The sequence below is a fragment of the Caballeronia sp. LjRoot31 genome, from assembly GCF_964253885.1.
Taxonomy (GTDB): domain Bacteria; phylum Pseudomonadota; class Gammaproteobacteria; order Burkholderiales; family Burkholderiaceae; genus Caballeronia.
This window is the reverse complement of the sequence record NZ_CAXURX020000002.1, coordinates 1,938,678-1,961,728: the sequence shown is the minus strand read 5'-3', so window position 1 is coordinate 1,961,728 and position 23,051 is coordinate 1,938,678. Positions and strand designations below refer to the sequence as shown.

Below are 23,051 nucleotides of genomic sequence, written 5' to 3'. Positions count from 1 at the left end.
CGGCCATGACCATGAACCGATTCATTAATGCCTCTCCGTACCCCTGGCCCTTCGATGGCAACCTGCGCCCGGATAACACGGCGCTTGTCGTGATCGACATGCAGACGGATTTCTGCGGCCACGGTGGTTACGTCGACAAGATGGGATATGACCTGTCACTGACCCGCGCGCCGATCGAGCCGATCAAGCGCGTGATGGCCATGATGCGCGAGCAGGGCTTCACGATCATTCATACGCGCGAAGGGCATCGGCCGGATTTGTCGGACCTGCCGGCGAACAAGCGCTGGCGCAGCCGCCGCGCGGGCACCGAAGGCGTGGGCATTGGCGACGACGGCCCGTGCGGCCGCATCCTCGTGCGTGGCGAGCCGGGCTGGGAAATCATCAGTGAACTGGCGCCGTTGCCGGGCGAAATTGTCATCGATAAACCTGGCAAGGGCTCGTTCTGTGCGACCGATCTCGAGCTGATCCTGCGCACGCGGGGTATCGTGAACCTGGTGTTGACAGGGATCACCACGGACGTCTGCGTCCATACCACCATGCGCGAAGCGAACGACCGCGGTTTCGAATGCACCGTTCTCGCGGACTGCTGTGGTGCGACCGACCCCGCCAACCATCAGGCGGCGCTGCACATGATCACGATGCAAGGCGGCGTGTTCGGCGCGGTATCCGATTCGAACGCACTCCTGACCACGCTCGGCGGCTGACCATGTCGACTCCTTTGCATGCGTTAGGGGTGGAAGTGCACAACGCCGGCAAGTCGTTCGGTGCCTTTCGTGCGCTGGATAACGTGTCCATCAAGGTCCGGCCGGGCACGGTTCACGCGCTGCTCGGTGAAAACGGCGCGGGCAAGAGTACCCTCGTGAAAGGGCTGGTGGGTTACGGCCTGCTCGACGAAGGCCAGATTTCGGCCGATGGCCGTGAGGTTCACATCGCTTCCCCGCGCGATGCGCAAGCGCTGGGTATCGGCATGGTGTACCAGCATTTCACGCTGGCCTCGGGGCTGTCGGTGGAGGAGAACCTGCTGCTGGCACGCGGGAGCCTGCCCTGGAAAATAGACTGGACCGCGGAACGCGAAGCGCTCGATGCGTTCATGCAGCGCATGCCGTTTCGCCTGCCGCTCGACGCGCCGGTATCTGGCCTTGCCGCCGGAGAAAAGCAGAAGCTCGAAATTCTCAAGCAGTTGTATCTCCGGCAGCGTTTCCTGATTCTCGATGAACCCACTTCCGTGCTGACGCCGCAAGAGGCGGATGAAGTGCTCGGCCTGATGCGCGACCTGACGATGCGCGGCGAGCTGACCGTGCTGATGATCACGCACAAGTTCCGCGAAGTGATGGCGTATGCCGACGACGTGACCGTGCTGCGCAAGGGCAGGCAGGTCGGGACGAGCGCGGTATCGGCGACCAGCCGCGACGCGCTCGCTGGTTTGATGATGGGCGCCGCCGAGACGCGCGACACCGCGGTCATGGACGCGGTCAATGCCGAGCGGGTCGCGCGCAAGCCGGTGGACCCCGCAGCGCGAATACGCCTTGCCATGAGGAATATATCTATCGACGATGACCGGGGCCATGCCGCGGTCAGACGCGCGTCGCTCGAGGTTCGATCGGGCGAAATACTCGGGATCGCGGGGGTATCGGGCAACGGTCAGAAAGAGATGGTCGAGGCGTTGGTCGGGCAACGCCGCGTGAAGACGGGTGAGATGGAGATAGCCGGTGACGCGTACCACGCCACGCGCGAGGAAATGACGCGCCGCCGTGTGTTCGCCATCCCTGAAGAGCCGCTTAAAAACGCGTGCGTGGCGAACATGAGCGTCGCGCAAAACCTGGCTCTCCGCGACTTCGATCGCACGCCATTGCGTCGCGGCGGCTGGCGTCTCGACCGGCGCGCGATGCGGGATCGCGCCGCGCTTCTCATCGACGATTTCAACGTCCGCCCGCCGTTGCCCGAACGCGCTATCGGCACGCTGTCGGGCGGCAATGTCCAGCGCGCGGTGCTCGCTCGCGAACTGGGTCAGCCGGTCGATGTCTTGATTGTGGCGAACCCGGTGTTCGGTCTCGACTTCGCATCGGTGGCAGATATTCACGCACGCATCATGGCGGCGCGCGATGCCGGCGCGGCGGTCCTGCTCGTGAGCGAAGACCTCGACGAATTGCTGGAACTGGCGGACCGGATTGTCGTGATCGCGGAGGGGGAACTCGTGTATGAGACGCCTGCGGCGAGTGCCGAACGCGCGACGCTCGGCCACTACATGGCGGGGCATGGCGACTCGACGGCCCAGGTTGCTCCAGTTGCCGAAGCGTTGAAGGAGGTCATCGAATGAGACTAAACCGTTGCGGGGAACGGCCATGACGATCACGATACCGGCGTTACCCAGTCCCTTTACATTCGAGCCCTCGACAACTGCGCTTGTCATCATCGACATGCAGCGGGACTTCATTGAACCCGGTGGCTTTGGCGAGTCGCTGGGCAACGATGTATCGCTGCTTGCGCAGATCGTGCCGACTGTCTCCGCGCTGCTGGCTTTAGCGCGTGAAAGCGGGTGGTTCGTGGTCCATACGCGCGAATCGCACGCGGCGGATCTGTCGGACTGTCCGCGGTCCAAGCGCCTTCGCGGCGCGCCCAATGCACGCATTGGTGACGAAGGTCCGATGGGCCGCGTCCTGATTCGGGGGGAACCGGGCAATGCGATCGTCGATGCACTTGCACCGGCCGAAGGCGAGCTTGTCGTCGATAAGCCCGGCAAGGGCGCATTTTACGCGACATTGCTGACTCAGGAACTGGAGGCGCGGCATATCACGCATCTTGTTTTCGCCGGTGTGACGACGGAGGTGTGCGTGCAGACGTCCATGCGCGAAGCGAACGATCGCGGTTACGACTGCCTGCTTGTCGAGGACGCAACCGCCAGCTATTTTCCGGCGTTCAAGCAGGCGACTCTGGAAATGGTGCGCTCCCAAGGCGGTATTGTTGGATGGACCGCGCCTTTGTCATCTTTTACCGCTGCGTGAGGAACCTACCGACGATGGACATCAACCTGCCGGACGTCATCGCCGAGGTGTGTGCGGCGTTCGTGGAGTATGAGCGCGCGCTCGTGGCGAACGATATCGAAACGATGAACGCACTGTTCTGGAACGCACCGGAGACGGTGCGTTATGGCATTGCCGAAATCCAGCATGGCGGCGAGGCAATTCGCCAATGGCGCGAAACATGTGCGCCGGTGCCCGCCTCGCGCATGTTGCATCGGACTGTCATCACAACATTCGGCCGCGACTTCGCGACTGTGAGCACGGAATTCACCAGCGACGCGACGCCGTTGGTCGGACGTCAGATGCAGACCTGGGCGCGCCTCGGTCCTGCCAAAGGCTTCACAATCGTCGCCGCGCACGTGAGCCTTATTCCCGGGCCTTGAAACGCCGATAATAAGAACAAAGGGGAACCCGCATGCCGGAAGACACAATTGAAACAGGTATGGAAGCGATCGAGCCGAACGCCGCCAACCCGCTTGCCGAGCAGGTCTACCAGCGGCTGAAAAACGATATCTTCAATTTCCGGCTTTTTCCGGGCGATCGTTTTTCGGAGAACGGGATTGCGCAGTACTACGGCGTATCGCGCACGCCGATGCGCGACGGCTTGTTCCGGCTGCAACGCGAGGGTTATCTGGAGGTGGGTTTCCGGCGGGGATGGAAGGTCGCGCGAATCGACTTCGACCAGATGGATCAGCTCTACGACTTGCGCATCGTGCTTGAAGTGGCCGCGCTTGAACGGTTGACATCGGGAAGCGAGGGGGCGCGTGAGGCTATCGAGGCGCTCAAGGCAATCTGGTGCGTCGAGGCGAAAGCGCGCGAAGCCGATCCGGTGAAGATGTTCGGCATGGACGAAAATTTTCATCGGCAGATCGTGGCCGCGACCGGCAACGCGGAGATGGTGCGCGTTCATAACGACGTCACCGAGCGTATCCGCATCGTGCGCCGGCTCGACTTTCTCAAGCCTCATCGGACCAGCGCGACCTACGACGAGCACTCGACGATGCTGCATCTCATCGAGCGCAACCGGCTGACCGAAGCGACCATCCTGTTGCGTGCCCATATCACGCAGAGCAAGCTGGAAGTCCGCAAGATCACGGTGTCGATGCTGGATGCGGCGCGCGATGTGAAGCTGCCATTCGTGTCTTAGGTATGTGGCACGAGCCGTGCTGCGCGAGCGCGCGATCAACCAGATCAAGCGTTCGCTTGATCAATGGCTGACTTCAGAGGCAACTGAAATGGCTGTACTGCGTGTAGTATCCGAATGCGTAATGGTGTAACGATGTAACGGCAGGTATAACGGCAGCTCGCCTCGAATGTGTTCCTGGGAGACGATGGAATGCGCGTACTGATCGTCGACGATCACGAACTGTTCAGGGCCGGATTGGCGTTGCTATTGAGAGACCTCTTTCCCGGGATCGAGTTGCTGCACGCGAGTACGTTGTCGCAGGGCTTGAAGCATGCGCTTGGCGAACTCCTGAACATCGTTTTTCTCGATCTCGACCTTCCTGACGGTTACGGTTGCAACGCACTTGCCGAATTGAGGGAGTCGCGACCGTCGTTACCGGTGATTGTGATTTCGGCCGACGAGAGCGTGGAAACCATCAGTCGCTGCATCGAACTTCGCGCCATGGGATATGTGCCAAAGTCGTCACCTCCTGAAGCGCTTCATGCAGCAATAAGCGCAGTGCTTGCCGGAGGCGTGTTCCTGCCTGCGGCCAGCATCGCGAGGCTCAGGCATGACATGGGCACGGGCGAGGCTCCGGCAAATGGTCCTGGGAAAGCGCAGCCGAGCGGTAATTCCGACATGAGTAGCGCATCCGATCTGGGGCTCAGTCCGAGAGAGTTTGAAACATTGGCGTGGCTGGTACGCGGACTTCCCTCGAAGGCAATTGCCCTGAAAATGGGGCTCGAGGACATTACCGTTCGAAAATACGTCAGTCATCTGCTCACGCATTTCAATCTGCGGCGCCGTACGGAACTTATCGTCATGTTGGCTGATAGAGGGATCAAGCTCGGCGTGCCGCCAGTCACGGATCCCGCACATGACCGAAGTCTGTCGGCTGTTGGGCAGCAACGAACCGACTGACTTCAGCGAGCGTGCTCTCCGGCGCGGAAGACTTCCGCAGCAGAACGAACGGTTTGGCGAAATCGCGAAGTGTTCGGGGAGACATCAGTTCGCCCGTGATGAATGCGACGGGAAGCACGCCCGCCCACGCGAAATGCTGCCTGATCCGTTCGGCAACCTCAATACCGGTTGGGCCGACTCGCAGGCGGATATCGGTGACAATGACGTCGGGTATGCGGCCGTCATCGGCCAAAATGGCGTCGAATCCCGCCATCGACTCGGCGGCATCTACCAGCGCGCCAGCACTGACGAACAACAGGCGCAGGCCCTCGAGAACGGTCGGTTCGTCGTCGCACAGCAGGACGTATTTGCCCCTGAGGACGGACGTGGATACGCCGCTCTGCTGATCGCTCGTCCCGATGACAGGTGTCATTTCAGAAATCGGAGCGTAGAGGGAAAAGCGCGACCCGCGCCCTTCGACCGACCAGAAACTCATGCTGTGCTGCGGCAGAATGCCAATGACCCGGTGGACGATAGACAGCCCAAGCCCCAGGCCTTTCGAGCGATCGCGACCCGGGTTGTCGATCTGATAGTACTCGGTGAATATTGCCTCCCGATGCGCGGCCGAGATACCAATGCCCGTGTCCCGCACGTCGATGCGAAGGCGTTCCCCGATCTCCACCCAGCCGATCACGACACCCCCTGCGGAAGTGTTCTTGATCGCATTCGATACGAAATTGGATAATGCCCGCTTGAACAATGAGCGGTCACTTTCGATGGGCGGCGGGGGGCGCCGACGTCTGCTGATTCTCAACTCGATGCCCCGCGACCTTGCCGGTTCAAGGTATTGCTCAAAGACCTCCGTGAGCACGGCTTGTGTGTCGACTGACGCCAGGTGCGGGATGTAAGTGCCTAGTTCACTATAGTCCTGAATATCCTTGAACATGTCGAGGATGTCGCGTGCCGTTTCCTCAATGACGTCGAGATCATGGCTTGCGGCATGTTCATCTTCGAGTTTTATCCGTGCGCTACGGATGAAGAGGTTGATCGCGGCGAGAGGCTGCTGGATGTCGTGGTAGGCCGATGAAAAGAACCGCTCCTTCTCTCTAACGATTTCTCTCATGCGTTCATTCTGCTGGTTGACAACCAGGGACGCCGCTTCAACGCGTGCCTTGGCTGCGCGCAACGTCCGCCGGAACACGAATTCGCGCCGGGCAGCGCGTTCAAACTGAATGCAGACGACAATGCCGGCGAGATACATGATAGACACCGTATTGCCTCGGGAAGCCCAGGAAACCCGGTGAAACCCTGGCGTGGAAACGTTAGCCCATAGCCAGAGGTAAATGGTAAGACGAAAGCTTGCAATGCATAGTCCGACTAACCACGCTGCCGTGATTGCGCGAAGTCGGAACGATGTGAATAGCAGGAAAGTGAGAAGAAAAAATTCGGGAAAAATGTTCTCATAGACCCGGGTCACTGGATAAACGTTCATCACCCCCAATTGGGCGAACCAGCAACTTAGTATCACTATGCAAAGTAATCTGACGGACCGGCGTTCGTCAAAGGCGCGTGGCCCCCACATCAACCATACCGGCACAGCCATCCCCACGGCGCCTGCAAGTCGCACATAGCCAACGTGGAGGAGGATGCGGGGATCAAGCGTGTTCAGCAGCCACCAATCACGGCCAACAAACGCGGTCCATAGCAGTATGAGGATAGTGCCAGCCAGCCTGCGTTGGCCCGCGTAGCGACGCGCATAGTCCATGCGGAACGCACGCTCCATTGCCGCCGACCTGAACTTGCGTACTACGAAGCCTGACGATCTCATAGGCTGCTTGATTCGGAAAGCCGCCGTGGGCGGATAGTGCGCGGCATTGAGAGGCTTGGTCGGCGCACCACGGGTTAGCCGGTTCCCACCGAACGCGGCTAACGGAAAGACGGCGAATTCCGGCGAAAGCGGCGCGGGTGGTAACGGGTGCACAACACCCTCATGCGTAGCCACAGTAGGATAAAAGCAGAATAACAGGTCGCGATTCCTGCCATCAGCCACAAATGTATCAGCAACGTGATGCGTCCTCGCCCGCACCTGGACGGTTCGGCAAGGAGTTCGGTCATGGAGGGCAACTACCTGATGCGTTGCCCGGATCGGCCAGCCTTCGTACTGCCGCTGGCTAATAGGGGCATATAGGGAATATAGGGACATACTTCTATCCGAGGCTGGTCCCGCCAGTCACTGATCCTGCACGTGACCGAAGCCTGCCGGCTGCCTGTCGGCAATGAGCCGACTGACCTCAGCGAGCGTGCTTTCCGGCGCGGAAGACTTCCGCAGCAGAACGAACGGTTCGGCGAAATCGCGAAGTGTTCGGGGAGATACCAGTTCGCCCGTGATGAATGCGACGGGAAGCACGCCCGCCCACGCGAAATGCTGCCTGATTCGTTCGGCAACCTCAATACCGGTTGGGCCGACTCGCAGCCGGATATCGGCGACAATGACGTCGGGTATGCGGCAGTCATCGGCCAAAATGGCATCGAATCCCGCCATCGACTCGGCGGTATCCACCAGCGCGCCAGCACTAACGAACAACCGGCGCAGGCCCTCCAGGACGATCGGTTCGTCGTCGCACAGCAGGACGTATTTTCCCCTGAGGACGGACGTGGATGCGTCGCTCTTTGGATCGTCCGTCTTAGTGGCAGGTGTCATTTCAGAAATCGGAGCGTAGAGGGAAAAGCGCGACCCACGGCCTTCGACCGACCAGAAACTCATGCTGTGCTGCGGCAGAATGCCAATGACCCGGTGCACGATGGACAGCCCGAGCCCCAGGCCTTTCGAGCGATCGCGGCCCGGGTTGTCGATCTGATAGTACTCGGTGAATATCGCCTCCCGATGCATGGGCGAGATGCCGACGCCCGTGTCCCGCACATCGATGCGAAGCTGTTCCCCGATCTCCACCCAGCCGATGACGACACCCCCTGCGGAAGTGTTCTTGATCGCGTTCGATACGAAATTGGACAATGCCCGCTTGAACAAGGAGCGGTCACTTTCAATGGGTGGCGGGGGGTGCCGACGCCCGCTGATTCTCAACTCGATGCCCCGCGACCTTGCCGGTTCAAGGTATTGCTCGAGGACTTCCGTGAGCACGGCTTGTGTGTCGACTGGCGCCAGGTGCGGGACGTATGAGCCTAGTTCACTATAGTCCTGGATATCCTTGAACATGGCGAGGATGTCGCGCGCGGTTTCCTCGATGACGTCGAGATCATGGCTCGCGGCGTGTTCACCTTCGAGTTTTATCCGTGCGCTACGGATGAAGAGGTTGATCGCGGCGAGAGGCTGTTGGATGTCGTGGTAGGCCGATGAAAAAAACCGCTCCTTCTCTCTAACGAATTCTCTCATGCGTTCATTCTGCTGGTTGACAGCCCGGGACGCCGCTTCAACGCGTGCCTTGGCTGCGCGCAACGTCCGCCGGAACACAAATTCGCGCCGCGCGGTGCGTTCAAACTGAATGCAGACGACAATGCCGGCGAGATACATCGTCAACACCATAGCCCCACGGGTGATCCAGTGAGACCACGGCGTGGAAACACTACCCGAGATGTAACGACTCAGTTCTATAAAATGGAAGGTGACAACGCATAGTCCGACTAACCATGCTGCCGTGATTGCGCGAAGTCGGAACAACGTGAATATCAGGAAAAGGACAACAAAAAAGCCGGGGAAAACCTCCTGTCCGATCCGGGCCGCCGGGTAAACGTTCACCAATCCCAATAGGGCGGCCCAGCAGCTTAGCGTCACTAGACACAGTAATCTGACGGCCCAGCGTTCGTCATAGGCGCGTGGTCCCCACATCAACCATAGCGGCACACCCATACCCACGGTGCCTGCAAGTCGCACATAGCCAACGTGGAGGAGGATGCGGGGATCAAGTGTGTTCAGCAGCAACCAATCACGGGCAAAAACCGCGATCCATAGCAGAATGAGACTGACGCCAGCCAGCCTGCGTTGGCCCGCGTAGCGACGTGCGTAGTCCATACGGAACGCACGCTCCATTGCCGCCGACCTGAACTTGCGTACTACGAAGCCTGACGATCTCATAAGGCTGCTTGATCAGGAAAGCCGCCGTGGGCGGATAGTGCGCGGCATTGAGAGGCTTGGTCGGCGCACCGCGGGTTAGACCGGTTCCCACTGAACGTGGCTAACGGAAAGACGGCAAATTCCAGCGAAAGCGGCGGGTGGTGACGGGTGCACAACACCCTGATGCCTGGCCACAGCGCGATAAAAGCAGAATAACAGGTCGCGATCCCTGCCATCAGCCACAAATGTATCGGCAAGATGATGCGCGGTGCCCGCAACTGGGCGGTTTGGCAAGGAGTTCGGTCATGGAAGGCGGCTAGCTGATACGTCACCTGGATCGGCGAACGGGAGTGCATACATCTTTCACCTGCGTTCCTTGTCCGTCGCCTACGCATGTGCGTTGTGACGGCGTGTCGGCTGACCAAGAATGAATATGACAGCAACGCTGCGAGAGCACTCTTCAAGCATACCCGGATCGGGTTGGCCGTCGCCCGAGCCGAACCTGCCTTGGCTTGTACGAGGACCGCTGTCGGTCGGCAAACGATGCACAGGCCGATCTCTTAAACTCCAAAGGAGAACGCTCATGAAACTTCATCAATCGATCGCCGTCTGTCTTGCCCTGATCGCGGGAGTCACGGCAGACGGATGCTTCGCCCAATCAGCGACCAATCAGAACGAGTCGGTAGTGGCTGGCAGCACCCCGCAGGATCCAGCGGTCGCGGTTCCGGCTGTCACTCCGGCGGCTCCTGTTTCCATGGGAAAAACACGTGAGCAAGTAAGGCGCGAGCTGGAAGATTTTCAGAATAGTGACCAGGCAGCTCAGATGCGTGATCTTTATCGGGGAGGCAGTTGAGGGAGATGTCGCGGGCCAGAAGGAGAGGTTGGTCTAGCGATTCTGTCCAGATCATGAAGCACTATTATCACGATTTGTAGTTGTGGAGGTGGGAGCAGCAGCAAGATACTTATCTAATGATCAGTTATCCGTAGTATATAAATGAAGGCATGGTTATCGATGTCGTATCGCTGTGTTATGGGCGGCTCGCTCGGAGCGCCTGTTGCACATGCTCCGGCCGCGGGGGCTTACGCATGGAACATGCCGAGGCCGCATTCTCAGCTGTCGAAATAAATAGGCGGCCGGGTCACTTCGACTCCCACCGCGGCGGTTTCCTTGTCCAATGGCTGGAGGCGCTCCCCGGCACAAACGCGTCCGGCAGCCCCACCATTTCAGCATGTCCGGTCTCGCGAGATGGGTCCCAGCCTCGCTGCTTCCGTTTCCCGCGCGCTCGACTTCCTCGCTGGGACGTTCCTTGTTAGCGGTTCGGCCGGGCTAGAAAATTGCAAACCTGCGGCGCCACGAAATTAAATCTATGTCTGGTGCGGGTGCGCAGTCGGTCCCGAATGTGCTCGAACCTTCCGAAGAGCGACCAGCATGTTTTCCCATCTTCCCGTCTCTTTCAAGTACGAGTAAGCACCTCCTAAAGCGGAACGGCTGGGCCATTGGATTTCGGTTTCGGCCCAACTTCGACCTGTACCTAACTTCTCCAGAATTCCACTAACAATAAGCTTGGGGTCGTATTGCCGTCTGGGGCTCTGACGTCCTTCGCGATAACGAGCAATGCCCTTAATGGCATTCCATTCAAGGTCTGACAACTCAAGAATGCCAACGTAAGTGAATTGCCGTTTTAATTCTCGTAATTTCAGAAGAGCCACAAACTGTGGAACGGCTCCAGCCAAAAGGTGTGTGGCCGGTTGCACTTCTTATTGGAGTGCACGTCTCCGGATATGCCACTGTGGGATAGGCAGGTGCTAAACGGATAGGCCACGCAACAATCGGTCGGCCACGGAAGGCATCCACTCTGCCCGCTCTGGGCGTCCATTCGGATTCACGCGACCCCGGGAATTGATTTGAGTCAATGCATTTCTATATCACCTTTGTTATTAAACCTATAGGCACCATCGTAGATGAAGGATTGCGTCGCTTCTTAATGGGGCGCTAACCTCCGACTAGTAGCACCGCGTTTCGATAAGTCTATGTAGCGTGGCCGGAATCATGACATCGGGCGTCTAGTCATTGGCTTATAGGGCCTTCGCGATGGAAAGTGCTATGGGCAGGGTTAGTCGAATTACCCAACGTTGGACTTTCTGCGCCTTAGCCCCGTACAGATACTGTTTCAAGATCGATTGCATCACGCCGCCTGCCGATCACTCGCCTTCCGTCTGGAGGCACGTTCCGGAACGAATATGTGATGTTAAACATCTCACGGCATCAGCCGCGAACGGGTCAATCCCGATCGAGGGGCGGGCTCGCATTGTCGGCCGGCCATCTGCACAGTGCGTCGGCGGCTTTTCAGGTCGTTGCCATAGGCGCATCGGCGGGCGGCCTTGAGGCCTGCAGAAAGCTCATGGATGCGCTACCCGCCGGTACCGGCATGGCTTTCATCCTGGTCCAACATCTCGATCCCACGCATGAAAGCATGCTTGTGGAGTTAATCGCCGGCCGCACGTCAATGACGGTAGTGCAGGCAGTGGACGGCATGTCGCTCGAGCGTGAACACCTCTACATCATTCCTCCCGGAGCCTATCTCTCGGTGGCTAACGGCGCACTCCATCTTTCTCAACCTCAAGAGCGCCACGGCGCGCGTCTGCCCTTCGATTTTTTGCTGCATTCACTGGCCGAGGAAGAGGGTCCACGTTCCATCGGTGTCGTCCTTTCCGGAACGGGTGCCGATGGCAGCATCGGGCTGAAAATGTTGAAGGATAAAGGCGGATACGTTATCGCGCAGGATCCTGACGAGGCCGAATATGACGGCATGCCGCGCAGCGCAATCGCAACCGGGATAGTGGATCGGGTGCTGCCGGTGGCCGCGATTGCCGAAGCGCTGATCAAATACGATCGGAGCATAACGCTCACGCCAACGCCAACGCAGAATGATTCGGTGGCATTGATTACGCGGCAACACCTGGACGGCGTGCCGCACGCGTTGGAGCGGGTCATTCAACTTCTTTGCACAAAAACCGCGCACGATTTCACGCTTTACAAACCGGGAACGCTGAAGCGTCGTATCGAACGACGCATGGCGATGGCTGGAGTGGCGAACGGCGACATCGACCGGTACCTGGAAATACTTGGAAACGACGCGGGCGAACTTAAGCTCCTTGCGAAGGATCTTCTGATCAATGTCACCCACTTCTTTCGTGACCCGAAGGTCTACGATTTCCTTGCGCAGAAAATCATTCCCGATCTGGTCAGCAGTCACACGGGTGATCGCCCAATACGAATCTGGGTGGCTGGATGCAGTACGGGAGAAGAAGCCTATTCGATCGCGATGCTCTTCATCGAGGAGATTGCGGTCTCGAAGCGCAATATCAAAGTCCAGTTACTCGCTTCTGACGTGGACCCGGATGCTGTAACCACGGCTCGGGAGGGTGTATATCCTGAAACCATCCAGGCCGACGTGTCGCCAGCACGCCTTGCGCGCTTCTTCTCGCTGGAGGATCACCATTACCGGGTCTTGCCCGAGTTGCGTGCAGCGATCGTTTTCACTGTTCAGAATGTGCTTGCAGATCCTCCCTTCTCCCGTCTCGACCTGGTTTCCTGTCGAAACCTTCTTATCTATTTGCTCCCTGAGGCTCAGGAGAAGGTGGTTTCGTTGTTTCATTTTGCGTTGCGCGAGGGAGGCGTTCTGCTGCTGGGTAATGCAGAGACAATCAGCCACGCCGAAGGCCGCTTCGAACTGATCTCCAAGCAGGAAAGGCTCTATCGGCATATCGGTCGCAGCGGGCCCGGGGATCTGAATTTTTCGATGCCTGCCGGTGGCGGCATGCGAGTTCCTGCAGGTCCGGGACAGGGCCAGGAACCTGCGCGCCAGTCCGCTCTCGCCGAGCTTTGTCGACGGTTGGTGATCGAGCGTTATGCGCCGGCGGCGGTGTTGGTCAATCACCAGCACGAGTGTCTCTACTCGCTGGGTGCGACGGATCGTTATCTGAGCGTCGCACCGGGGCAGCCCACTCACGACCTCTTCGCCATGGCGCGACCGGGCGTGCGCACCAAACTCCGGTCGGCGATCCAACAGGCCAGTCAGGGAAACGTACGCACCGTCATCAACGGCGGCCGAGTGACCTACGATGGTCGTCCCCTGGCGTTCAGCATTGAGGTCCAGCCCGTGATGACGGAGGGCGAGGCGTTGCTGCTGGTCTGCTTCATCGACCAGCAGCAAGTCGAACTGAAACACAAGGAAAGCGCTCATCCCACCGAGCCGCAGAACGAGGCAAAGGCTACCGAACTGGAGCAGGAACTTGAAGCTACGCGGGCGCAATTGCAGAGCGCCATTCGCAATCTTGAGATATCGAGCGAAGAACAGAAGGCAATCAACGAAGAAGCCTTGTCGGCCAATGAAGAATACCAGTCCACAAACGAGGAATTGCTCACCTCCAAGGAAGAGTTGCAGTCGCTTAACGAAGAACTTACCGCTCTCAACGGGCAACTTCAGGAAACCTTGGAACGGCAGCGGACAACCAGCAACGATCTCCAGAATGTCTTGTACAGCACGGATGTCGCGACGCTCTTCCTCGACACCGAACTCAAGATCCGCTTCTTCACACCTGCTACCCGATCGCTCTTCAGCGTCATTCCAGGCGATATCGGCCGGCCGCTCGCGGACCTGAATTCGCTTGCGACCGACGGTGCGCTCCCGATCGATGTGCAGACGGTGCTGCGCAGTCTTGTACCGGTCGAGCGGGAGATCGAAACCCGAGGCGACATGTGGTTCACTCGACGGATACTGCCCTATCGTACTGAGGACGGCGGGGTGGGCGGCGTGGTGATCACCTTTACGGACATCACTGAACGCAAGCGTACGGCGAAGGCGCTGGAACTCGCCAGGAAACAAGCCGAGCTGGCGAATATCGCGAAGTCCCGCTTTCTTGCCGCTGCGAGCCATGACCTGCGCCAACCGCTCCAGACGCTTGCCTTGCTCCAGGGGTTGTTGGTGAAAACGGTCGAGGGTGACAAAGGGCAGGATCTGTTGACGCGGCTCGATGAAACGATCAGCGCGATGTCTGAGATGCTGAATACGCTGCTCGACATCAACCAGATTGAAGCGGGTACGGTCCACGCCGACATGGTCAGTTTCCCGGTCAACGAGCTGCTTCACCGGCTGAAGAATGAGTTCAGCTTTCAGGCGCAAGCAAAGGGAATCGTTCTGCACGTCGCTACCTGTAGCCTCACGCTATACAGCGACCCGCGCCTTCTCGAACAAGTGATCCGGAATCTGCTGTCGAACGCCTTGAAATACACCCCACACGGCAAGGTGCTGCTGGGCTGTCGGCGACGCCACGGGACGTTGAGCATCGAGGTATGGGACACGGGGGTGGGGATCGCCAAAGACGAACTTCAGGCGATCTTCCAGGAGTACCATCAACTCGATAACCCCGCGCGTGAACGGAGCAGGGGCTTGGGCCTCGGCCTGTCCATCGTCCAACGACTCGCGGATTTGCTGGGTCACCGATTGCGGGTGCGTTCCCAGCTCGGCAAGGGTTCAGCATTCGCTATCGAGGTCGATCTTCCGCCGCCGGGCACCCCGCCGCAGTCTCAACGCACGCCCTCGTATGCGACAGATCAAGAGGCGATTCGAAGCGCGCGCCGCCCAGGCATGATTCTGGTCATCGAAGACGATCCCGAGGTGCGCGAGGCGCTTGAGCTCGCGCTCAACGAAGAGGGGCATCATGCGGTGGGCGTACCCGATGGTGTCGCCGCGCTCGAATGGCTGGCCCACGGTAGCGTCCTGCCCGACCTGGTACTGGCGGACTACAACTTGCCAAACGGCATGAACGGAGTCCAGGCTGTCGTGAAGATGCGCGATAAGCTGCGTAGCGAACTTCCCGTGATTATTCTGACCGGCGACATCTCAACGGAAACCTTGCGCGACATTGCCTTTCACCATTGTGAACAGGTCGTCAAACCGGTGAAGTTCGAGGAGTTGACGCACGTCATCCAGCGTTTGCTGGCAACCTCGCAAGCTGCGACGCCTATGCCCGCTGCTCAGCCTGTGGAGACTGCAGGCGATAAAGATTCGCCGGTCATCTTCGTCGTCGACGACGATGCTCAGGTGCGCGGGGCAATTCGCAGCGTGCTCGAGGACGCGGGCCGGAGCGTCGAGGACTTCGCGAGCGCGGAGGCATTCCTGGAAGGCTGGCACCCGGGGCGCGAAAGCTGCCTCCTGCTCGATGCCTCTTTGCCCGGCATGAGCGGTCTCGAATTGCTGCAGCGACTTCACGACGCGGGCCATTGGTTGCCGGTCATCATGATCACCGGGCACAGCGACGTACAGACGGTGGTGCAAGCCATGAAGGCGGGTGCATTGGACTTCATCGAAAAGCCCATTGGCCGCAGTGAGCTTCTTCAGAGCATTGACCGGGCGTTTGAAAAGTCGGTGGATTCAAACAAGTCAATTGCCTGGCGGCAAAGCGCAGCCGATCACATGGCGGACCTCACCGCCCGGCAGCGCGAGATCATGGATCGTGTCCTTGCCGGCCAGCCCAGCAAAGTTATTGCAACGGCTCTCGGCATCAGCCAGCGCACGGTTGAAAACCACCGCGCCGCGATCATGAAGAAAACGGGCTGCAAATCGCTTCCGGCGCTGGCCCGTCTCGCACTGGCTGCCGCGTGGGGGCACACGGATGGTCAACTCGGGCAAGGCGGCCCGGCAGCGAGTGCTCTCGCGAGACCGTAGGCGTGCTGACGTAATGGATCTTGTCGAGCCCGTTACCGGGCCGGGGAAGATGGGCGGCAAGCTATCGTTCGCGGCATATGTTGGCCGCTCGTATCCTGACTGGGAAAGGCCCTGCCAATGTCATGACAGGTGATGGTGGAATGTGCGCCGCCATTGGTCGCGCGCGTGGTCAGCCAGGCGGATTACAGCTTTGCCACGGGCCGCGAATCCGATCAGTTGATCTGAATCAATTGACAAAGTAGAGTCAGCTTATACGCTGCAAACGCAGCAGTCGGTTGCTTGCCTTCGGTTGCTTGCCTTCGGTTGGCTTCGACGAAGCCGGATATGCATCGGAACGCATGTTTTTACAACACAGTTATCATGCGATTCGCCTGGTTGCATAAACCATCGGACCATGAAAGATTAGGGCACAACGTCGAATGACAGACGACTCCATCTCGGCCCAGGGTTTTCGGCCTTCCATCTATGCAACACCATTTCAACGCAGCGGCGATGGCGCTGCCGTGGAGTTGCTGTCAGTTTCCGAACAGGATGAATTGATCGGCATTTCAAGGCTTATCAACGTTCGGCGTCATACCGTGCTTTATCCGGAGGGAGGGCAGGCGCTGTTCGTCTACAACATCGTGAGTGGCGTCGCGCAAACATACCAACTTCAGCCAAACGGGGACAGGCGAATTACCTCCTTCCTGTTTCCCCGGGACTTGCTGGGGCTTAGCGAAAATGGCACTTATGTTGCGACAGCGCAGTCGCTTACGCCGGTCATCGCCTACAAGATTCCGATCGATGCGCTAGGGGCCATACTCGAGCGCGACCCGCGACTGGATATCAACTTGCTTTGCAAGCTGTGTCATGAACTTCGCCAGTCGCAGCATCATACGATTACCGTCTCGAAGAACGACGGTCCGGCGCGGCTCGCGAATTTCCTGCTCTGGATAGAGCGGGCTTATGTGACGCCCGGTCAACCCGTCGGAGAACTCATGTTGCCAATGACGCGGCATGACGTTGCCGACTACGTTGGCTTGTCAGTCGAGTCCGTCAGTCGCGCGCTTCATTCACTCGAATCGCAAGGAGCAATCCTTCGGAACGGACCGCGCTTTATCACGTTGCTGGACATCAGCAAACTTCGCAGGCTGGCAGGACTGGAATAACGGTCGCCGTTTCGGGGTTCACCGCTTTCGTCGATCACCATAAAGGCAACGCGATGCTGATGCGAAGCCCACTGCCAGGCGCGTTCCCGACCGAGATTGTGCCGTTCAGCCGATGGACGCGTTCGCGCATCCCCAGCAGACCAAACGATGTCGGGCTGGGCGTGGTTCCGGTCGCCAAGCCTTGCCCATTGTCCTCAATGTGAACGACGCACGTCTTGCCCGCGCGCGCCAGTTCAACGCTTACCTGCGTCGCAAACGAGTGCTTGGCCACATTGGTCAGTGCTTCCTGGACGATTCGGAATAGGGATGTCTGGGCCGGCTCGCCCAGATCCATGTTGCCGATCTCAATGCGCGCCAGGACATCAATGCCGTGTCGTTTCGTGAAATCTTCGATGAACCATGCAAGCGCGGGCTGCAAGCCCAAAGTGTCGAGTGGAATGGGGCGCAGGCCGCTTGCGATTCTTCGAACCGAATCCATCGTTCGATCGAGCAAGTCGAGCATGTCCTTCGTGTAAGGATTGCGTCGCGGCTCCGAGTGTTGATCAGGCCCGAGGTCGCGCTCCGTATTGACGAGGGCCATTTTGAGAGCGGTCAGTTGCTGCCCGAGATCGTCGTGAAGCTCGCGCGCGATGCGAACCTGCTCCTCTTCCCGGGCAGCCTCGATGCTCGCTGACATCAAGCTGATGTGTTCGAGGTCGGCGAGGCGTTTGCGCTCGGTCATGTCACGCGTCACTTTCCCGAAACCTATCAAGGTGCCCGCCTGATCGCGGATCGCGGTGATGACCACGTTCGCCCAGAACTTCGAACCGTCCTTGCGTAAGCGCCAGCCCTCACTTTCCGACGTTTCGTTCGCGGCTGCCTTGGCGAGCTGGGTAGCCGGATTTAGGGCCGCCTGATCCTCAGGCGTATGAAAGACCGAGAAGTGGCGCCCGATAATTTCATCGGCGCGATAGCCTTTCATCTTCTGCGCACCGGCATTCCAGCTTACGACGACACCCGACATGTCGAGCATCAGGATGGCGTAGCCGTCGATTGCCTCGACCAACATCCGGAAACTCGCATCGCTTGCAAGCAGCAGATCGACATGCGGTCTGTCTCGTTGCGGCGACTCTTTGGCTTGGTTGTTCATGGGCATTGCGCGAGGGCAGTCATACTGAATCGCCGCATGAGCGGCAGGGATCGTTCGACACTGCGAGCGATAAAGACTGACACGCCCACGACAAGCGGCGCTGTGATAGCCCGCCGAGCGTTCCCGCATTGTTACGGGCAGTGGCTTGAGCCAGCATTGATTTGAATCAATTTTGCCCTTGCGCATGAGAGGGGGAAACAGATGATGAAGTGGTGAACAGCCCTCTCCGGCGTCCTTTGAGGTGCACGCATTTACTCGTCAAATACCTCGTTTTCGGCTTCAATCGAATCGGACTCGATGCATTGCACATGCCAGCGATCCAGGCGCACTTTCAAGTTCGATTCGCCATGCCACACCACATGTCCAAACTGGCCTTCGATCAGGCGAATACGGTCGTCCAGATCGAGTCCGGTCAAGGTGCACAGTGCGTCTGCTGAATCCGGGTCGCAGATAAACGTTGCGCTCGGCGCGGTGCGCAAAAGGCCCCAGGACGGAATGTCGACGCCGCTGTGCATTTCCCGCGACCAGTGGTGCAATTCCAGATCCACCCAAAGGACTGCAAACGCGTCGGGGTCTGCGGGTTGGTCCAACTTGATCGTGATACGCATTGTGTCCTCCGCAACTTCAGGTTAGTTACTCAATACCCATTGCACGAGCGTGCGGGCGTCTTCTCGCGAAAGCGGGCCACCGCGATCCGCTGGCGCCGGCATGGCCATATCGCCCCAATGTGCGGGGCCGCCGACCCGCAATTTTTCTTCGAGCATCAGAGCGGCGTTCGGAACGTTGCGATAACGCTCCGCGATCTGCTGAAACGATGGCGCAAGAAAGGGTGAGTCGACGGTATGGCAGAACATGCAGTGTTGCTGATCGACGAGTGCGACCGGCTCCGGCGACGCGAGCGCTTGCATCCCTGCGCACAGTAAAAGACCCGCGATACCGGCCTGACGTGATAGCTGAAGTGGCTGCATCGACAGGCTCCAAAAGTGACGCAACGTCATCGTTCAATGAGACATGAATACCGGGGCGATCATGCTTTCGAGCATGGTTCTGGTCACGCCGCCAAGCACCCGTTCTTCGGCGCGTGCGTGACCGTATGCGCCGAGCACCAGAAGATCCGAGTTCGTATCGGCGAGGGCATTAAGCAACATGGCGCCGGTGCTGACGCCGGATACGTGCAGCAATAAAGTAAACCCGGCGCGTACGTTTTGCCGTTCCAGATAGGCCGTCAGTTCGAGTCCGGCCGTCTCCCCTTCTTCAAGATGCCGGATCACGCAGGCAATCTTCACTAAACGCGCACATTGCAGAATGGGAAGGGCGTCCTTCACCGCGCGCGCGGCTGCCCGCCCGCCATCCCATGCGATCAACACCGAGTCGCCGAAACGCTTCACACGCCCCGCATACGGAAGCAGCATGGCCGGTCGACCGCCGCCCATCAACAGGTCTTCCAGGAAATGCCTTGCGACATACGCCGCCGGGTCCGCTGGATCTTGTTGACCAAGAATCAACAGGTCGGCATGGCGTGCGTGCAACGTGGCGTTTTCGATGGCAGGGCCGGGCGGTGCGCGCCACTCGCCGTTGATGCCCGCGCGCTGAGCCTCAGCCGCGAAATGGTCTTGAGCCCGCTGCTGCCGTGCTGCGCTCTGTGCTTCGTTGACGGCCAGGTTCAGGCTTTCGCCACGTCTGAACAGAGGCCGCAGAAGGTCCTGACACACGACATAAAGTCCGATCAGGTGCGCGTCGTGCTTGAGCGCAAAGTCGACGGCGAACGCCACGCGCGCGTCACTGCGCTGGCTGTCGTCGATATGTACCAGGATTGTCTTATAGCTCATCACGAGTGCTCCATGGGTGAGTCAGTGAAGGCGCCCGCATCAATCCGGGTCGTGAACTCCTGATAAGAAAGTCTATGAGCTGCTACTGCGCGCCGATTGATGTAGATCAAGTGCGAGCGGGCGTCGCATCGCGGGCAGACTGGTTGATATAGGTCAACGGCCAGCCGAGTCCCACGCCTAAATTGACATTGACCATGCGGCGCTCTTCGCGCCTTGGTTCATACGGAATGAGGACTCGATCATGGCAACCGAATTCGCTCGCCCGCTCGCCTCGGGGGTAAATCTTGACCAGGATGGCGTGCTGTCACTGACGCTTCCGAAGAAGGCGCCATCGGAGCAAAAACGCCTTCAGATCAGTTAAGCCGTTGGCGCGCGGTCTGCCGCGCGCTTTATTTGTCGCAGAGGATTTTATGAAAACCGACCTACAGTTGAAGCAGGACGTGGAAGAGGAACTGGACTGGACGCCGGAAGTCGATTCGTCGAGCTTCGTGGTTGAAGTGCAGGACAGCATTGTGACTCTGCTCGGTCATCCGGCAAGCTATGCGGAAAAACTCGCCGCTGAAAAGGCGGTGCAACGGGTGTCTGGTGTCAAGGCCACCGTTGCCCAGGCGGAGGTCCGTCTGCCGCCCAAGGATGTGATGGGCGATGCCGATATCGCCCGGGCTGCCAATTCGATCTTGCAATGGACGGTCGGGCTGAAGGAAGGCGCCGTGAAGGTCCAGGTTGAAAAGGGTTGGGTAACGCTGCGTGGCGATGTCGAGTTGAACTGGCAACGTTATCGCGCAGCACGGCGCATTACGCACATGCGCGGCGTGACGGGTGTCACAAACATGATCAAGATGCACGGCGGTCTCGCTCCGTCCGACGTCGGTGAACAGATCAGTCGGGCCCTGCTGCGCCACGCCGAGCGCGAGGCCAAACACATCGGCATCGAGGTGCATGACGGTGTCGTGACCCTGAGTGGCACGGTAGGAAGCCACGGCGAACGGGAGGCCGCTCGTGGCGCTGCGTGGTCCGCGCCTGGCGTACACGCGGTGGTCGATCACCTGGTGGTGGAATAGGTGGAATAAAGGACAGGCGCCAAGACTCTCAAAGAGCAAGTGACAAGCGCCAGCTGGACCGTCACCGGTTGGGGTGAGGAATTAAAGCATCAGTTCCGGCACGTTCCGCACTCTAAAATCTTTGCAACCGGGCGCGAGGCAGCACTCGACGGTCTTCGCGAAGTCTAGGCATTTGCAGCACTCGCATGGCTGATGCAAGTCAAGCTTGCGTCTGGCCTCATGTGCGCGCTTGCGGTCGGCTCAACAGGATGAACGGGATGAACGGGATGAACGGTGTGCAGCGTCACGCGTGAGCTTGAAAATGAAAGTAGCGGCTTCCAGTACGCGCGCTCGCCGAACCTGGTCTGGGGCACATCGGTGTCGAAGAACAGCGTTCGCGCGCATTCTTCCGGTAGCAGCGGATCCTCATTCGCCAGTTGCTTCACGAGGACTTGCTCGTCGGCATCGCTGAGTCTTTGCGGGTCCAATTTCCGTTCCCTGATACGACGGAACAAACTGGTGGTGGACGCGTGGAAGTCGAGGATAAGCACCGGGACTGACAACGCTTGGGCAAGCTCAAAAAAGCGCTGCCTATGGTCGTATTTGAGGAAACTTGCGTCAACGATCACACTGTAGCCACCCTCGATAGCCCGGCTGGCCAGAGTGCGGAGCCTGATGTAGTGAGCATCGATTGCGGCGTGTGTGTAGGCGGTACGTGGCAGGGTTTTGCCCCCGGCGGCCTGAAGCGGCCGATCACGTTTGCGCTCGGCATCGCTTGAAATCCGCACCGCGCCGATGAACGGCGCCAGTTCTGCCGTTGCCACTGACTTGCCTGATCCTGATAGGCCATGACACAGCAGAAGCGTTGCATGTTGCGGCTGGATTGCCTCGATCGCACAGTCGAGGTAGCGACGGGCGCGCTGCGCCGATGGGTCGCCGCGTGTCTTCAGGGTTTCGACCAAGGTTCTCACCAGCGCGCGATACACCACATAAAGCCGCAGGACGCGTAGCCCTGAAAAGTCGCCGGTCAAAAATAGCCATCGGTTCAGGAAACGGGCTGCCAGGTCGGGCCGCTTGTGCGCCTGCAAATCCATGACGAGGAACGCAACGTCGTTCATCACGTCGATCCAGCGCAGCGATTCGCTGAAGGCGATGCAATCGAAGACGAGCACATCGCGTCCTGTTTGAACCAGGTTGTCGAGGTGCAGGTCGCCATGGCATTCGCGAACGAAGCCCTGGCGCCGGCGTTCTTCGATGTCATCCGCCAGTCGTTCAAGCTCTGAGTGACACCACGCGCGTATGGCCGATGGAACCCCCACACCAGCGCCTTCGAGTCCGTCGAGAACAGCGTTCACCTGTGTGTGGAACAAAGGCGCGGATCCGTATTCTCGCCGGGGCGCAAGCGCCGGAATGGACTGATGAAAACCGGCGATACGCTCCGCTGCACATTCGATTGCTGTGTCGCCCAGCCGATTCGCGTTCACCAGATCGGAGAACAGGCAGCCGTCCTTGAAACGCTTCATGTGCACCGCATAGCCGATCACGCATCGGTCTCCGCCAAGCCTCGCGGTACGTCCAACTCGGCTGAGTGGCATCACGCCTCTATAGAGACGCTTGGCGAGGCGCCGATTCAGCCGTACTTCGGCTTCGCAGCAATGCTGTCTCGTTGTCAGCCGCGTGAAATCGGCAAAGCTGAGCGTCACCGGTTTGTTGACCTTGTATGCGTGTCTCCCGGCCAGATAGATCACCGATATATGCGTTTCGATTCTGCGGATCTGTCCGGCAGGATGTCGATATGTACATGAGCGGCGCAGTGCCGTATCGATCAACCGCCATTCATGCGTCGCTTTCCTTTCGCGCATCGAGCTATGTGCTGTCATGGTGACCGCCCTGAGAGATTTTCACGCGGCTTTTCATGCCGCGCCATCACTCCATTTCGCGCGTTTCCAGCGTAGGCCCGCTTGACCCAGATCAAGGGCGTGCGTCGATTGAGGGAAGTCGGTGGGGTGGGACGGGCAGG

At 59.1% G+C, this 23,051-nt stretch carries 17 protein-coding genes and 1 pseudogene; 11 read left to right on the top strand and 7 right to left on the bottom strand.

The genetic code is table 11. From position 1 onward, the window contains the following. The first annotated feature begins 11 nt into the window (after positions 1 to 11). The 6 genes from biuH to ACSQ8V_RS27020 all read left to right on the top strand — a co-directional run bounded on the left by biuH (position 12) and on the right by ACSQ8V_RS27020 (position 5,106). Positions 12 to 704, top strand: coding sequence for a biuret amidohydrolase (gene biuH, locus ACSQ8V_RS27045; RefSeq protein ID WP_436207748.1), 693 nt, complete (start codon positions 12 to 14; stop codon positions 702 to 704). A gap of 2 nt (positions 705 to 706) precedes the next feature. Then, positions 707 to 2,317 (top strand): ABC transporter ATP-binding protein, encoded by a 1,611-nt coding sequence (locus tag ACSQ8V_RS27040; RefSeq protein WP_436207747.1) that lies wholly within the window; start codon positions 707 to 709, stop codon positions 2,315 to 2,317. Positions 2,318 to 2,342: 25 nt separating this feature from the next. Continuing rightward, a complete protein-coding gene (locus tag ACSQ8V_RS27035; RefSeq protein ID WP_436207746.1) occupies positions 2,343 to 3,002 on the top strand; it encodes a cysteine hydrolase family protein in 660 nt (219 codons plus the stop codon). 14 nt (positions 3,003 to 3,016) lie between these two features. Next, positions 3,017 to 3,403, top strand: coding sequence for an oxalurate catabolism protein HpxZ (gene hpxZ / locus ACSQ8V_RS27030; RefSeq protein ID WP_436207745.1), 387 nt, complete (start codon positions 3,017 to 3,019; stop codon positions 3,401 to 3,403). 32 nt (positions 3,404 to 3,435) lie between these two features. After that, positions 3,436 to 4,167, top strand: coding sequence for a GntR family transcriptional regulator (locus ACSQ8V_RS27025; RefSeq protein WP_436207744.1), 732 nt, complete (start codon positions 3,436 to 3,438; stop codon positions 4,165 to 4,167). Between the two features lie 189 nt (positions 4,168 to 4,356). Beyond that, positions 4,357 to 5,106 (top strand): response regulator transcription factor, encoded by a 750-nt coding sequence (locus ACSQ8V_RS27020; RefSeq protein ID WP_436207743.1) that lies wholly within the window; start codon positions 4,357 to 4,359, stop codon positions 5,104 to 5,106. Here the strand turns inward: ACSQ8V_RS27020 and ACSQ8V_RS27015 are convergent. Continuing rightward, a complete protein-coding gene (locus tag ACSQ8V_RS27015) occupies positions 5,048 to 6,850 on the bottom strand; it encodes a hybrid sensor histidine kinase/response regulator (protein WP_436207742.1) in 1,803 nt (600 codons plus the stop codon). The two genes, ACSQ8V_RS27020 and ACSQ8V_RS27015, sit on opposite strands and share 59 nt — an antisense overlap. A 465-nt stretch (positions 6,851 to 7,315) precedes the next feature. Further along, positions 7,316 to 9,175, bottom strand: a complete 1,860-nt coding sequence (locus tag ACSQ8V_RS27010; RefSeq protein WP_436207741.1) for a hybrid sensor histidine kinase/response regulator — start codon at positions 9,173 to 9,175, stop codon at positions 7,316 to 7,318. Between the two features lie 562 nt (positions 9,176 to 9,737). On the opposite strand from ACSQ8V_RS27010, the gene ACSQ8V_RS27005 reads away from it, so the two are divergent. The 3 genes from ACSQ8V_RS27005 to ACSQ8V_RS26995 all read left to right on the top strand — a co-directional run bounded on the left by ACSQ8V_RS27005 (position 9,738) and on the right by ACSQ8V_RS26995 (position 17,033). Beyond that, positions 9,738 to 10,007, top strand: coding sequence for a hypothetical protein (locus tag ACSQ8V_RS27005; RefSeq protein WP_436207740.1), 270 nt, complete (start codon positions 9,738 to 9,740; stop codon positions 10,005 to 10,007). 1,393 nt (positions 10,008 to 11,400) lie between these two features. Then, positions 11,401 to 15,885, top strand: coding sequence for a chemotaxis protein CheB (locus ACSQ8V_RS27000; RefSeq protein ID WP_436207739.1), 4,485 nt, complete (start codon positions 11,401 to 11,403; stop codon positions 15,883 to 15,885). A 419-nt stretch (positions 15,886 to 16,304) separates the two neighbouring features. Continuing rightward, on the top strand, positions 16,305 to 17,033 hold the full coding sequence (locus ACSQ8V_RS26995; RefSeq protein WP_436207738.1) for a Crp/Fnr family transcriptional regulator: 729 nt from the start codon (positions 16,305 to 16,307) through the stop codon (positions 17,031 to 17,033). A gap of 34 nt (positions 17,034 to 17,067) precedes the next feature. On the opposite strand, the gene ACSQ8V_RS26990 is transcribed toward ACSQ8V_RS26995, so the two are convergent. The 4 genes from ACSQ8V_RS26990 to ACSQ8V_RS26975 all read right to left on the bottom strand — a co-directional run bounded on the left by ACSQ8V_RS26990 (position 17,068) and on the right by ACSQ8V_RS26975 (position 19,991). Then, the gene (locus tag ACSQ8V_RS26990; RefSeq protein WP_213764542.1) at positions 17,068 to 18,162 is read right to left on the bottom strand and encodes a PAS domain-containing sensor histidine kinase; all 1,095 of its coding nucleotides are present in this window, start codon (positions 18,160 to 18,162) and stop codon (positions 17,068 to 17,070) included. Positions 18,163 to 18,413: 251 nt separating this feature from the next. Further along, complete coding sequence (locus ACSQ8V_RS26985) at positions 18,414 to 18,770, bottom strand: DUF3564 family protein (protein ID WP_436207737.1); 357 nt, start codon at positions 18,768 to 18,770, stop codon at positions 18,414 to 18,416. A 21-nt stretch (positions 18,771 to 18,791) separates the two neighbouring features. Continuing rightward, positions 18,792 to 19,130 carry a c-type cytochrome gene (locus ACSQ8V_RS26980; protein ID WP_436184656.1) on the bottom strand — a complete coding sequence of 113 codons (339 nt, stop codon included), beginning with the start codon at positions 19,128 to 19,130 and terminating at the stop codon, positions 18,792 to 18,794. 33 nt (positions 19,131 to 19,163) lie between these two features. Beyond that, positions 19,164 to 19,991, bottom strand: coding sequence for a universal stress protein (locus tag ACSQ8V_RS26975; protein WP_436207736.1), 828 nt, complete (start codon positions 19,989 to 19,991; stop codon positions 19,164 to 19,166). A gap of 250 nt (positions 19,992 to 20,241) precedes the next feature. On the opposite strand from ACSQ8V_RS26975, the pseudogene ACSQ8V_RS26970 reads away from it, so the two are divergent. After that, positions 20,242 to 20,352, top strand: a pseudogene (locus ACSQ8V_RS26970) (Hsp20/alpha crystallin family protein); the annotation flags it as partial. 49 nt (positions 20,353 to 20,401) lie between these two features. Next, positions 20,402 to 21,052, top strand: a complete 651-nt coding sequence (locus tag ACSQ8V_RS26965) for a BON domain-containing protein (RefSeq protein ID WP_436207735.1) — start codon at positions 20,402 to 20,404, stop codon at positions 21,050 to 21,052. Between the two features lie 164 nt (positions 21,053 to 21,216). Here the strand turns inward: ACSQ8V_RS26965 and ACSQ8V_RS26960 are convergent, their stop codons facing one another. Beyond that, entirely contained in the window at positions 21,217 to 22,911 is a 1,695-nt protein-coding gene (locus tag ACSQ8V_RS26960) for an AAA family ATPase (protein ID WP_436207734.1), read from the bottom strand. Positions 22,912 to 23,051 lie beyond the last annotated feature (140 nt).